Origin of the sequence: Paenimyroides marinum (assembly GCF_900108395.1) — a bacterium.
GTDB lineage: Bacteria > Bacteroidota > Bacteroidia > Flavobacteriales > Flavobacteriaceae > Flavobacterium > Flavobacterium marinum.
In genome coordinates, this window is record NZ_FNXE01000002.1 from 1 (window position 1) to 13,335 (window position 13,335).

Below are 13,335 nucleotides of genomic sequence, written 5' to 3' on the forward strand. Positions count from 1 at the left end.
CCCGTAAGCTTATGTGCTCTGGGAGTTGCTTTGTATAATGCTGACAGCAGTCAGTAATCAGATAAAGATTCTACAAAACAAGTATCGAAAATATGTTAACAATATTGCAGCAAAGCTGCGTTTAGAGTTTAAAGTTCAAGGTTTAAAGTTTTCAAGAACCTTAAACAAAAAAACATTAAACTTTAAACAAAAACTTAAGGTGGTTATAGCGTCGGGGCTCACCTCTTTCCATTCCGAACAGAGAAGTTAAGCCCGGTTGCGCAGATGGTACTGCGTCATAGCGTGGGAGAGTATGTCGCCGCCTTTTTTTGAAACCCTATCCATTTATTTGGATAGGGTTTTTTGGTTATATAAAATATTCAATTTAATTCATCGAAATCTATTTTATCAGTAAAAGTTTGTAAATTGGGTCTGAAATAATAAAGGAGAATTAAATGAATAAAAATGATATTTTAGAAAAGTGCAACGCTATTTCTAAAAATACTTTAATGAGTACTTTAAATATTGAATATGTTGATGTTGGTGAAGATTATCTCGTTGCAAAAATGCCTGTGAATAGTAGAGTGCATCAGCCAATGGGATTATTGCATGGCGGGGCATCTGTTGCTTTGGCTGAAAGTGTGGGAAGTGCTGCTTCGATGCTTTTTGTTGACTTGCAAGAATATGAAGTTCGCGGAATTGAAATTTCGGCCAATCATTTAAAAAGTAAGCGAGAAGGTACTGTTTTTGCTACTGCCCGAATGATTCACAAAGGTAACAAATTGCATTTATGGGAAATTAAGATTACCAATGAAGACAATCAATTAATATCTTTGTGTAAATTAACAAATATGATCTTACCTAAAAGAAAATGAACGATTTAATTAAAAAAGCGTTGTCTGAACAATTACCTTTTATTCTTTACAGAAAACCAAATGAAGAATCGTATTATGGTTGGTTTCAACAAACTATCATTTTAAATAAGGTTGCTGAATTAACAAAATCATGTTTCGTTTTCGCTCCGTTTTCTTCTGATGAAAAAATAGTTTTTTATCCTGAAGATTGTCAACTTATAAAAGAAAAAATCCATTTTTCAGTGGGGTTCTCTGAAGAGGAATCCTCATTAGAACCATCAAATAAAGATAAATCTTTTCATGTTCAATTGGTTTCAAAAGGTATTGAAGCCATTAAATCAAATCATTTTGAAAAAGTTGTCTTATCACGCAGAGAAGAAATTTCTATTCATTCAGATAAATATGAAGTCTATTTTCAACGTTTTTTAAAGAAATATCCCACCGCTTTTGTGTATTGGTTTTATCACCCAGAAGTCGGAATGTGGATGGGGGCGACTCCCGAACAATTGTTAAAAATTAATTATGATACTGTTGAAACCGTTGCATTGGCTGGTACAATGATTGATTCCGGAATAGATATGAAAGATGTGGTGTGGGGTGAAAAAGAACAACAAGAACAGCAAATTGTGACCGATTTTATCATTGATCATTTAAAATCTTTTTCAAAAAAAATCGATCAAACCAAACCTTACACACATCGTGCCGGATCTTTATTGCATTTAAAAACAGATATTAAAGCAGAATTGATACATCCAGAAAATGCTTGCCAGATGGTTGAATCTTTGCATCCAACACCCGCATTATGTGGTTTTCCTAAGGACGCAGCACGTGATTTTATCATTAATAATGAAGGGTACAATAGAGAGTATTACGGCGGATATTTAGGAGAATGGAAGTTTAATAACCTAGATTATTCCAATAAAAGCGATCTGTTTGTAAATTTGCGGTGTATGAAAATTATAAACGATAAAGCTTATCTCTTTTTGGGTGGCGGAATTAATAAAGACAGCAATCCGGAAAGTGAATATTTTGAAACAGTAAATAAAAGCAAAACAGTAAAAAGTATTCTATAAGATGTGTTTAGGTGATTCATCAAATAATTCACTAAAACATCTGATCATAAAAATAAAATAGCAAATGAAGTTAGATATATTAGCCTTTGGCGCGCATCCTGATGATGTTGAATTAGGTTGTGGAGCAACGCTGGCAAAAGAGATTTCAACAGGCAAAAAAATAGGGATCGTAGATTTAACCCGAGGCGAATTAGGAACCCGTGGATCGGCTGAAATCAGGGATAAGGAAGCTGCAAAAGCCGCAGAAATTTTAGGAGTGTCTGTTCGTGAGAATTTACGTTTCAAAGATGGATTTTTTGTTAATGATGAAAAACATCAGTTAGAAATCATTAAAATGATCCGTAAATACAAGCCCGAAATCGTTATTTGTAATGCCATAGATGACCGTCATATTGATCATGGCAAGGGAAGTAAATTAGTTTCAGATGCTTGTTTTTTATCTGGTTTAAGAAGAATTGAAACATCTTTAGATGAAAAAGTTCAAACTGAATGGAGACCAAAATTGGTCTATCATTATATTCAATGGAAAAACATCGAACCCGATTTCGTGGTAGATGTTTCTGGTTTCATGCAAAAGAAAATAGATGCAGTAATGGCATATAGTTCGCAATTTTATGATCCAAATTCAAAGGAACCGGTTTCTCCAATTGCCACAAAAAATTTCACAGAAAGCATTGAATACCGGGCAAAAGATTTGGGAAGATTGGTTTTTGTTGATTATGCAGAAGGATTTACAGTTGAAAGATATGTGGCAGTCAATAGCTTAACAGATTTGAAATAAAAAACTAAAAAAATGTTTGTCAAGCATTGAAATATCTGTATATTTGCACTCGTTAAACAAATACGGTGATTGTAGCTCAGTTGGTTAGAGCGTCGGATTGTGGTTCCGAAGGTCGCGGGTTCGAGACCCGTCTTTCACCCAAAAGCTCAGAGTTGGCTTTAAAAATAAAACTCTCACACGGTGATTGTAGCTCAGTTGGTTAGAGCGTCGGATTGTGGTTCCGAAGGTCGCGGGTTCGAGACCCGTCTTTCACCCGAAAAAAGCGATTCTGATAATGGATCGCTTTTTCTATCCTTTTTATTTTTCTTACAAAAGGCAACAATACATTAAATCAGGCAGACTGGGCTATTCTTACAATCTTATTGAACAGAATAATACTTCAAAAACTATTTTAACGGAAAATTCAGAATTAAAATTATAGAATTCAACTTCAAAAGTTTATTTTTGGAATTGTTTTATTTAAATCTGTTTATGAAAAAAATCTGGGTAGCATTACTACTTACTCCATCAATTTTATTTGCACAACCGAAAAAAAAATTTCAAACTCCTGATAAATGGGTCGATAGCATATACAATCAAATGTCGTTCAATGAAAAAGTGGGACAACTTTTTATGGTTGCAGCTTATTCAAATCGAGATGAAAAGCACGTAAATGAATTAATGGATTTAGTTAAGTCTAAAAATATCGGTGGGGTTATTTTCTTTCAGGGTGGACCGGGACGTCAGGCAAAAATCACCAATAAATTGCAGGCTGCTTCTAAAGTACCTTTGTTTGTCGGAATTGATGCGGAATGGGGATTAGGTATGCGGTTAGATTCAACTTATGTGTATCCGTGGAACATGACTTTGGGATCCATTCAAAACAATGATTTAATAGAACAAATGGGAAGCCAGATGGCAGAGCAGGCAAAACGAATGGGTATTCAGTTTATGTTTGCACCTGTGGTCGATGTGAATATCAATCCTTTAAACCCTATTATTGGCAATCGTTCGTTTGGTGAATCTAAAGAAAATGTTACCGATAAAGCCGGTGCTTTAATGAAAGGTCTGCAGGAAAATCAGGTATTTGCTACTGCAAAACACTTTCCCGGACATGGCGATACCGCAACAGACTCGCATCATTCTTTACCTGTTATAGATTTTGATAAAAAGCGTTTAGATAATATTGAACTGTATCCTTACAAAAAACTGATTAAAGAAGGATTGGCATCTGTTATGGTAGCCCACTTGTCGGTTCCGGCGTTAGAACCTGATAAAAAAATTCCTACTTCTTTGTCATACAATACCATTACAAACGTTTTAAAAAAGGAGCTGAATTTTAAAGGATTGATTTTTACCGATGCCTTGAATATGAAAGGTGTGGCAAATTACAAATCGCCCGGCGAAGTTGATTTAGCCGCATTTTTAGCAGGGAATGATGTGTTGCTTTTTGCAGAAAATGTTCCTTTGGCAATTGAAAAATTTAATGAAGCTTTTACTAACGGTGATTTTACCGAAGAACGTTTGGCACATTCGGTAAAAAAAATCCTGTTGTATAAATACAAAGCAGGCTTAAATCAATATAAACCAATCAATACGCAAAATTTATATCAGGATTTAAATAAACAAGAATACACCGATTTAAGCTACAAGCTATACGAAAACATTGTAACGATTTTAAAAAACAATAAAAACATTTTACCATTTAAAACAAATGACCCCAAACAAATCGCTTACGTGAAACTAGGCGATGATGTGAATGATACGTTTATTGAAGCATTACAGGCAAATCAACAGGTTACGGTGTTTAATCATTATCAGATTGAGGATCATTTAGACGATTTAAAAGCTTTTGATGTGGTTATTGTGGGCTATCACAAAGCTGATGGCGTATGGAAAAAACACGATATGGTAGCTAATGAAGTTGATTTATTGGCGAACATTGCCCAAAACAATAAGACCATTTTTGTGTCTTTTGTAAAACCGTATGCTTTAAGTGCTATTAAGGACTTTTCTAAATTTGAAGCAGTTGTTTTAGGTTATCAGAACAATGTTATAGCTCATAGAAAAGTAACCGATGTACTTTTTGGAATGCAGGGGGCTTCAGGAAAATTACCGGTTTCAATAGGTAATGCTTTTAAAGCGAACGAAGGAATTACAACTAAGGCAAACAAAAATCTGAGTTATGGTAGGGCAAGCGAAGCAGGTCTTGATGAAGCCAAACTAAAAGAAATCGATGCTTTTGTAAATACAGCCGTAAAAAACAAATATACTCCGGGAGCACAGGTTTTAGTAGCTCGCAACGGGAAAATCGTTTACAATAAATCGTTTGGAACAATGACTTATACTGATAAAGTAGCAGTTAACAATCAAACCATTTATGATTTGGCATCGTTGACCAAAATGTTGGGAACATTGCCCATGGTAATGAAAATGTACGATGACGGAAAGTTGCGTTTTGACCAGAAATTAGGTGATTTATTACCCGAATTTAAAAAAACAGATAAAGGAAATATTACCGTAAAAGAATTATTAACACACAATTCGGGCTTAATTGCATGGATTCCTTTTTACAAGGAAACATTAGACGCGAACGGAAAACCGAAAACCGATTTATATAAAAATACGTTTTCAAACGAATTTGATACACAGGTGTCAGAAAATTTGTTTTTAAAATCGGGCTATAAAAAAACAATTTTAGAAACCATTGCTGCATCAAAATTAGGCAGGAAAACTTATAAATACAGCGATTTAAACTTTATTTTGTTGGCTGAAATTGTTGAAAGACACTATAAAAAGCCAATGAATGAATTGGTTAACGAATATTTTTACGAAAAAATAGGTGCGAACAATTTAACCTATCTTCCGCAAACAAAATTTGACCTGTCGCAAATTGCCCCGACCGAAATCGATAATTATTATCGCTATACAACCGTTCAAGGGTATGTACACGATATGGGTGCGGCAATGTTTGGCGGTGTTGCAGGGCATGCCGGTTTATTTGGCAATGCGTTAGATGTAGCTAAAATGATGCAGTTATTTTTAGATGGTGGCGTTTTTAACGGTGAACGATTATTATCGCAAAAAACCATCGACGATTTCAATACGTGTTATTATTGCAAAGAGGGGAACAGGAGAGGAGCTGGTTTTGACAAACCGCAATTAGGCGAAAGCGGACCCACGTGTGGCTGTGTTTCAATGAAAAGTTTTGGACATACTGGTTTTACAGGAACCATGGCGTGGGCAGATCCCGAAAAAGATTTAATTTACGTGTTTTTATCAAACAGAACTTATCCTAATGCCGATGACAATAAATTGTCAAAAGCAAATACACGAGAAGACATACAGCAAGTAATTTACGATGCTTTAACTAATTAACAAACAGAACTTTAAAACATGAAAATAGCCATAGTTTGCTATCCAACCTTTGGAGGTAGTGGAGTAGTAGCCACCGAATTAGGTATTGAATTGGCAAAGCGCAATCACGAAGTCCATTTTATAACGTACAGCCAGCCTGTTCGTTTGGCACTTTTAAATAAAAATATTCATTATCACGAAGTGGTAGTGCCCGAATATCCGTTGTTTCATTATCAACCTTATGAATTGGCGTTATCAAGTAAGATTGTTGATACGGTAAAAGAATTCGGTATCGATTTGTTACATGTGCATTATGCCATTCCGCACGCCTTTGCCGGTTATATGGCAAAGCAAATGCTGGCTGATCAAGGCATCAAACTGCCAATGGTAACCACTTTGCACGGAACCGATATTACGTTGGTAGGAAACCATCCGTTTTATAAAACAGCGGTAAGTTTCAGTATCAACCAATCGGATTATGTAACGTCGGTTTCGGCAGATTTAAAAAAATCGACATACGAATTATTTGATACTACTAAGGAAATTGCTGTAATTCCAAACTTTATAGAAGATAAAAACACAGGCGATCTGCACATTCAATGCAGAAGAAGCTTATTTGCTAACGATGAAGAGCGTATTGTTACCCACGTGAGTAATTTTAGAAAAGTAAAACGAATACTTGATGTGGTACAGATCTTTAATGGCATTCAAAAAAAACTTCCAGCAAAATTAATGATGGTGGGCGATGGTCCAGAACGACAAGAAGCAGAACAATTAGTAAAAGATTTAGGCATTGAAAATAAAGTGATTTTCTTTGGAAACTCGTCAGAAATAGATAGTATTTTAAAATATTCCGATTTGTTTTTATTGCCGTCTGAAACCGAAAGTTTTGGTTTGGCAGCCTTAGAAGCAATGGCAAATAAAGTTCCTGTAATTTCATCAAACACCGGCGGATTACCCGAAGTAAACATTCAAGGTGTTTCAGGGTTTTTAGATAACATTGGTGATATTGACGGAATGGTAAACCACTCGTTACAAATTTTAAAAGACAATGAAACCTTAAACCAATTTAAAGAACAAGCCTATCAGCATTCTAAAGAATTCAGTGTGGAAAAAATCGTTCCATTATATGAAGTTATTTACAATAAAGCATTAAAAAACACGCTTGTTTAAGCGTGTTTTTTTGTTTTTATGATATTGTTTCGTATTATTTTACAATTACTTTTTTGGTGGCTTTACCTTGATTGGTTACAACCTGTACATTGTATATACCTTTTGCAAAGGCACTTACATTAATTGTTTTTTCGGTAGTTTCTTTTACCAATTTTCCGGTTGTATCGTAAACAAGAACTTTTTCTAAAGTTAAGTTTTCTTTCAATTCAATATTTAAAATATCTGTTGTTGGGTTAGGGTAGATATTGAAATTTTCTAATACAAAGGTATCAGATGATAAAATGCCTGATAAATCATAAACTTGTACAGAACCTGCTGTACCACTACCTTTTGCTTGGTAATTATTTGTTATGGATAAATTATCTGTAATCAGTTGCTCTTCAATATTTTTTGATGGTTTAGCTCCAACGCTGCCACTACCATAATTTCCAATAGCTAAATTGTGTCCGTCTTTAGAAAGAGCTATGGACCAACCAATTGCATCACCAGCATTTTGACCAATTACACTTCCTTGTTCTACCCAATTTCCTTGTATATTTTGAAAAACACGCACCTTACCGGTATCTGTGCCGTTTGCTGTATCAGCACCTGTACTACCTACTGCTAAAATATTTCCATTGGCGGATATAACTAAACCTTGACCACAAGTGTCTGATGCTGCTTCACCTACAATATCATTTCCTATCTGTATCCAATTATTACCATTAATTTTATAAACTTCTACGTTACCGGAATTTGTACCATTATTATCTGAATATCTTGCACTAATTGCCAAAACACTCCCATTATCAGAAAGAACTACTCTATGTCCAAAATCTGTATCGTAACTTTTTCCTGAAATCGTATTTCCTACTTTTATCCATGTTCCTAATAGATATTTATATACAACTACATATCCTATTTCGGTGGAAGAAGCACCAGTAGCAAGACCCGTTAAATCGCTAATGGCTATAGTATTTCCGTCACCTGATAATGAAACATTCCAAGCATAGTCCCCCCAAGATTGCCCGTCTTGATGTGTTAATGGTGAAATTTCACCTAGTTTAGTCCAATTTCCTGATGAAAATTTATAAACAATAACTTTATTATTATAATTTAAAGGACTATTCTGTCCAATAGCAATTGTGGTTCCGTCTGAAGATAAAGATAAAGACAAACCAAATCCGAAAGTTTGCCCAAAAATTGGCATTGGATCATCCTCTCTTAATTCTTGACCCATTTGTACCCAGGAATTATTTATATTTTTATAAACTTTTACAAAACCACCATAGCTAATATTATTTATCGTATATTTTGAATAGAGAGCAGAAAAAGCTAAAGTACTACCATCGTCAGAAAGTGCTATTTTATAGCCTATTTTGTCATCAAGGTTAGGTCCTTCAATATCTTGCCCTATTTGTGTCCACGTACCAGATGTTTTAGAATATACCCGAATATGTCCGGCATCGGTTCCGTTATTGTCATTATTAGGTGCTGAAACAGCTAACACATTTCCATCGGCAGAAAGGGCAACACCCCAGCCAAAGTTATCATCTGGCATATCTCCAACAATATCCTGCCCAATTTGTGTTTGTGCATTACTTATTGTAACAATTAATAATGCGAAAAGTAGTTTTAATTTCATAATTAAATTTTGTGTTAAGTATCAAATATAAAAATTAATTTACAAAAAAAATGAGAAATAATTAAAAGAGCGTGTCCGAAAAGTGTCATTTTGAGCGAAACGGAGTGAAGGCGAAAAATCTAAACTACTGACTATATGAGATTCCTCCTTCGTCGGAATGACAACGATACTTATATTATTTGACTTTTGGGACACCTTCTTTATTAATAATCTTCAGCACTCCGTTTAGGCTCTTTTACCGTTGGCCATTCGGTATCTTTTGGTAAAACCCTTTTTTCGTTTGAAATTTCGTTGGGATCATTCGCTGCTTCTAAAGTCAATAGGGTAGTGGTAATCACATTTTTTTCCAGTTCTTCAAAAACAATTTTATCGTAGGTATCCCGGTTAGTATGCCAGGTATATTGTCCGTAATCCCAGTTTTGTGTATTTAAATTAAAAGCGGGAATTCCGGCTGCTACAAACGATGCATTGTCTGTACCACGGCTTTGCGGCATTCCCGGAAAATCGGTTTTAATGTGTTTGCGAATGTGTTCGGGTACGCTTTGCAACCAGTTACCTAAATAATCGTATGAATTTACAAATCCTTGTCCGCCAATGTAATTAATCCGTCCGGTACCGCTATCTTGATTAAAAAGAACTTTAATCTTCTGTACTTCGGTAGGATGATCCATAATGTAGACACGCGATCCGTTTAAACCTTGCTCTTCGCTTCCCCAGTGACCAATAACAATGGTACGGTCGTTATTTGGGTGGTATTTTTGAATCAATCGGGCAACTTCCATCATTAAAATCGTTCCTGTGCCGTTATCGGTTGCTCCCTGAGCACCATCCCACGAATCTAAATGAGCAGAAAGCATCACGTATTCGTTCGGTTTGGTTTTTCCGGGAATAGTTGCAATGGTGTTAAAAGTTTTTGTTGTTCCTAAATTTTTTGATTGTGTATTGATTTTTATTTTGGGGCTTTTACCATTTGCCGCCAATCGATACAACAATCCGTAATCTTCTAAACTGACATCGACCATTGGAACCGTTTGAGCAAAACTGTAAAAAATGCGGTTAGCTCCCATTGTTCCTGTGTTATAAGACTGAACAAAACCTGCAGCACCCTTGGTCTCTAAATATTTAACCAGCTCGCGTAACGATTTTTCGGTGGCTTTAATGCTGTTGTTCCAAGCGGTTAAATCATCTGTTTTTTCTTTTTTATAGGTATCAAAATCTTCTTTGGTAGCGTGTTCTTTCCATTGATTTTCCGGACGTCCTGATTTTTGATATTGTGAAATCATTACTATTTTTCCTTTTACAGAACGAGCCCAATTTTCAAAATCATTTTTGGATTGAAAAACAGGCATTGCTACCACTTCGGCTTCTACGGCTTTTTTGCTATTGATATTCCAGGCCAATTGTGTGCCTTCAATCGATTTTATTCTTGGCGAAGTCATTGTAATTTCTGTTGTTCCACGCTGCCATGATTTCCATTCGCCATAAGGGATGTTTTCAGCTTTAATGTTCCATTTTTTGTAAGTAGCTACAACCCAATTATGAGCTTGTTCCATTTGGGGCGATCCCACCAAACGCGGACCGATCTCGTCTAACAATTCAAATGCGAGATGTTCTAATTGATTATTGGTTTCAACTTCGTTAATTATTTGATTGTAAACAGCTTGTTTGTTTTGTTGGAAATTTTGAGCATTTATAGTAACAGATACGAATGCGGTTAATCCTAAGAAGGCGTATTTTTTGTTCATTTGAATGATTTTTTGATTCGTAAATATATAACTTTCGATAGGAAATAAAAAAAGAGGCTTTTGCCTCTTTAGAAAATTATTTAGTTACGTGAATTTCAAAAATTAAATCGGTATTTGGTGGAATCATTCCCTGACCTCTTTCGCCATATCCTAAATGCGACGGAATAAAGATATACGCTTTGTCGCCAATATTTAACTGTTCGATTCCTTCGATGAACCCGGGAATCAAACCTGTTTTTTGACCATATTCAAACGGAATAGGAATGTATTGGTTCATTGCTTTTCTTTGGTTGTCTAACATATTGTATTTTGTAGCAATCTCTTCTAAGCTGGTATCAAACAAACGTCCGTCTTCAAAAAATCCGGCATACGCCACATTGATTTTATCACCGGCTTTTGGTTTTTCGTTTGTGCCTTTTTCAAAGATGTAATAGGATAAACCCGAAGTGTTTTTTGTAGCTTTTGCTTTTGCATCAGCCAAAGTAGCCTGCATTTCTTTTGAAACGTTTTCTAACGCTTTAGCGGCTTCTTCCTGTTTTTTTTGATTTTCATCTTGTTTTTCTTTAAACACTTTTGGTGCATCAAAAGCTTTGGCTTTATCGCCTGAACGAATGATTTTAACCGATTCTATTTTATCGCCTTGTGCAATGGTGTTTACCACTTCTTGTCCTTCAATAACGTGACCAAAAACACTGTGCTTTCCGTCTAAATGCGGTGTAGCTACGTGTGTAATAAAGAATTGCGAGCCATTGGTATTAGGTCCGGCATTTGCCATTGATAAAATTCCCGGTTTATCGTGTTTTAAATCATTGTTGAACTCATCAGCAAATTTATATCCCGGTCCGCCTTCCCCGGTTCCTGTTGGATCACCACCCTGAATCATAAAATTGGCAATTACGCGGTGAAAGGTCAATCCGTCATAAAAAGGTTTGTCTTTGTATTGTGCATCGACAAAAGGGTTGTTTCCTTCTGCTAAACTTACAAAATTAGCCACAGTTAACGGCGTTTTTTCGTACTCTAACTGTGCAACAATTTTACCTTTACTGGTGTTTATTTCGGCATATAAGCCTTCGGGTAGATTGGTTTCGTTGTCTTTTTTACACGAAACAAATAATGTGGCTGCTAATACAGCTACTGCTAAAATTTTCTTCATTGTTTATGATTGATTAAGGTTTAACATCTACGTAAAAAACAAGGTTTGAGTTTGCCGGAATAGGTCCCATGGCTCTTTCGCCATAACCTAATTGATACGGGATAAAAATATACGCTTTATCGCCTTTGTTTAATTGCAACAAGCCTTCGGTCATTCCCTGAATAAAATTACCTTTTTCGCCAAAAGTATAGTTTAACGGTTGGTAAGCATTAGCGTTTTTTCTTTGCGGATTTAGAATGCCGTGTTTTTCTGCCAAAGTTTCAATTCCGGTGTCAAACAACTTACCGTCTGCTAAATATCCGGCATAATCAAACGAAACATTTTCCCCTTCGGTTGGTTTTATTCCCGCACCTTTTTCGGCAACATATACTTTTACGCCCGATGGCAAAGCGGTTGCCTGAGCCTCATACGTATCAAACATTTTTTTTGTTTCTGTTTTTAAGGCTGCGGCTTGTTGTTTTTTTAATTCTTCTTCTTTTTTTATTTTTTCCATAGTAGCAGCAAACGTTTTCGGAGCATCAAACTTTTTGGCTTCTTTACCCACACGGATGATTTCAACTTTTTCAATCACATCGTTTTGCTGAATAGCATCAACAACATCTTGTCCGCTAACTACTTTTCCAAAAATGGTATAACCGCCGTCTAAATGTGGTGTGGCAACGTGCGTGATGAAAAATTGCGAACCATTTGTATTAGGCCCGCGGTTTGCCATTGACAAAACACCCGGACCGTCATGCTTTAATGTGGGAACAATTTCATCGGGAAACAAATAACCCGGCTCACCGGAACCATCACCCTTAGGATCACCTCCCTGAATCATAAAATCTGCAATAACACGGTGAAATTTTAATCCGTTGTAATAAGGTTTTCCTTTGTATTCTGCTTTTACTTGTGGATGATTGCCTTCTGCCAAAGCAACAAAATTGGCAACCGTTAACGGGGTTTCGTTATAATATAACTGTGTGGTAATGCTACCTTTTTGGGTAACAAAATTAGCGTACAAACCATCGGTTAAATTGTTTTTTTGTGCAAATACCTGTACTGAAATTAAGGCAAATAGAAATAATAACTTTTTCATTTTTATTCTGGTTTAATGTCGTTAAGAGTTACTTTACAGATCAGGGGAACGTTTGTTCCGATTTTTTGCTTATCACCCAAATAGCCATATGCCATGTGCGAAGGAAAAATAAACGAAATGGTTTCGCCTTTGTGCATTAATTTCACGGCATGACGCAAACCTACCATAATTTCTTGTTTATCAATAGCATATACTTTTGGAGCTGTTTCTGCTTTACCATAAATTAAATTGTTGTCTATATCGTAGATTTCAAAATCTAATTTAACGATATCTCCTTTTTTAGGCAAAAGACTGTCGGTGGTTACAGCTACATCATATTTATACCAAAACCCCAAATTTGATTGATAATAATGATGTGCCGAATCTTTTTTTATCACACTCTGAATAATTTTTTCTTCGTCCTGAACGATATTTTTATTGCGTTGAACCGATTCTTTAATAAATGTTCCAGAGCGATAGGTGATTGGTTTACGTGCTTCGGGTTGTTTACAGGCAAACAATAAACCGGTGAATGCCAAACACATTATTAATTTTTTCAT

At 35.6% G+C, this 13,335-nt stretch carries 10 protein-coding genes, 2 tRNA genes and 1 rRNA gene; 8 read left to right on the top strand and 5 right to left on the bottom strand.

Features of this window, described 5'->3' with window-relative positions:
• The first annotated feature begins 195 nt into the window (after nt 1–195).
• From rrf to bshA, 8 genes are all read left to right on the top strand, one after another.
• Nucleotides 196–307 (top strand): 5S ribosomal RNA (gene rrf / locus BLW20_RS00855).
• A gap of 127 nt (nt 308–434) precedes the next feature.
• Nucleotides 435–854: a PaaI family thioesterase gene (locus tag BLW20_RS00860; protein WP_091095369.1), complete on the top strand. Its 420-nt coding sequence runs from the start codon at nt 435–437 to the stop codon at nt 852–854.
• Nucleotides 851–1,906, top strand: coding sequence for an isochorismate synthase (locus tag BLW20_RS00865; RefSeq protein WP_091095371.1), 1,056 nt, complete (start codon nt 851–853; stop codon nt 1,904–1,906). The genes BLW20_RS00860 and BLW20_RS00865 overlap by 4 nt, the downstream gene beginning before the upstream one ends.
• Before the next feature lie 64 nt (nt 1,907–1,970).
• Nucleotides 1,971–2,687: a bacillithiol biosynthesis deacetylase BshB1 gene (gene bshB1 / locus BLW20_RS00870; protein ID WP_091095373.1), complete on the top strand. Its 717-nt coding sequence runs from the start codon at nt 1,971–1,973 to the stop codon at nt 2,685–2,687.
• Between the two features lie 64 nt (nt 2,688–2,751).
• Nucleotides 2,752–2,827 (top strand) — tRNA-His (locus BLW20_RS00875).
• A gap of 39 nt (nt 2,828–2,866) precedes the next feature.
• Nucleotides 2,867–2,942 (top strand) — tRNA-His (locus BLW20_RS00880).
• 216 nt (nt 2,943–3,158) lie between these two features.
• Nucleotides 3,159–6,044 (top strand): glycoside hydrolase family 3 N-terminal domain-containing protein, encoded by a 2,886-nt coding sequence (locus tag BLW20_RS00885; RefSeq protein ID WP_091095375.1) that lies wholly within the window; start codon nt 3,159–3,161, stop codon nt 6,042–6,044.
• A gap of 18 nt (nt 6,045–6,062) precedes the next feature.
• Nucleotides 6,063–7,196, top strand: a complete 1,134-nt coding sequence (bshA, locus tag BLW20_RS00890) for an N-acetyl-alpha-D-glucosaminyl L-malate synthase BshA (RefSeq protein WP_091095377.1) — start codon at nt 6,063–6,065, stop codon at nt 7,194–7,196.
• A 34-nt stretch (nt 7,197–7,230) separates the two neighbouring features.
• On the opposite strand, the gene BLW20_RS00895 is transcribed toward bshA, so the two are convergent.
• The 5 genes from BLW20_RS00895 to gldI form a co-directional block, all read right to left on the bottom strand.
• Nucleotides 7,231–8,820 carry a T9SS type A sorting domain-containing protein gene (locus BLW20_RS00895; RefSeq protein ID WP_091095379.1) on the bottom strand — a complete coding sequence of 530 codons (1,590 nt, stop codon included), beginning with the start codon at nt 8,818–8,820 and terminating at the stop codon, nt 7,231–7,233.
• 203 nt (nt 8,821–9,023) lie between these two features.
• The gene (locus BLW20_RS00900; protein WP_091095381.1) at nt 9,024–10,565 is read right to left on the bottom strand and encodes a M28 family peptidase; all 1,542 of its coding nucleotides are present in this window, start codon (nt 10,563–10,565) and stop codon (nt 9,024–9,026) included.
• A gap of 76 nt (nt 10,566–10,641) precedes the next feature.
• Entirely contained in the window at nt 10,642–11,718 is a 1,077-nt protein-coding gene (locus BLW20_RS00905) for a peptidylprolyl isomerase (protein ID WP_091095383.1), read from the bottom strand.
• 13 nt (nt 11,719–11,731) lie between these two features.
• Nucleotides 11,732–12,796 (bottom strand): peptidylprolyl isomerase, encoded by a 1,065-nt coding sequence (locus BLW20_RS00910; protein WP_091095385.1) that lies wholly within the window; start codon nt 12,794–12,796, stop codon nt 11,732–11,734.
• A gap of 2 nt (nt 12,797–12,798) precedes the next feature.
• Nucleotides 12,799–13,335, bottom strand: coding sequence for a gliding motility-associated peptidyl-prolyl isomerase GldI (gene gldI, locus BLW20_RS00915; RefSeq protein ID WP_091095387.1), 537 nt, complete (start codon nt 13,333–13,335; stop codon nt 12,799–12,801).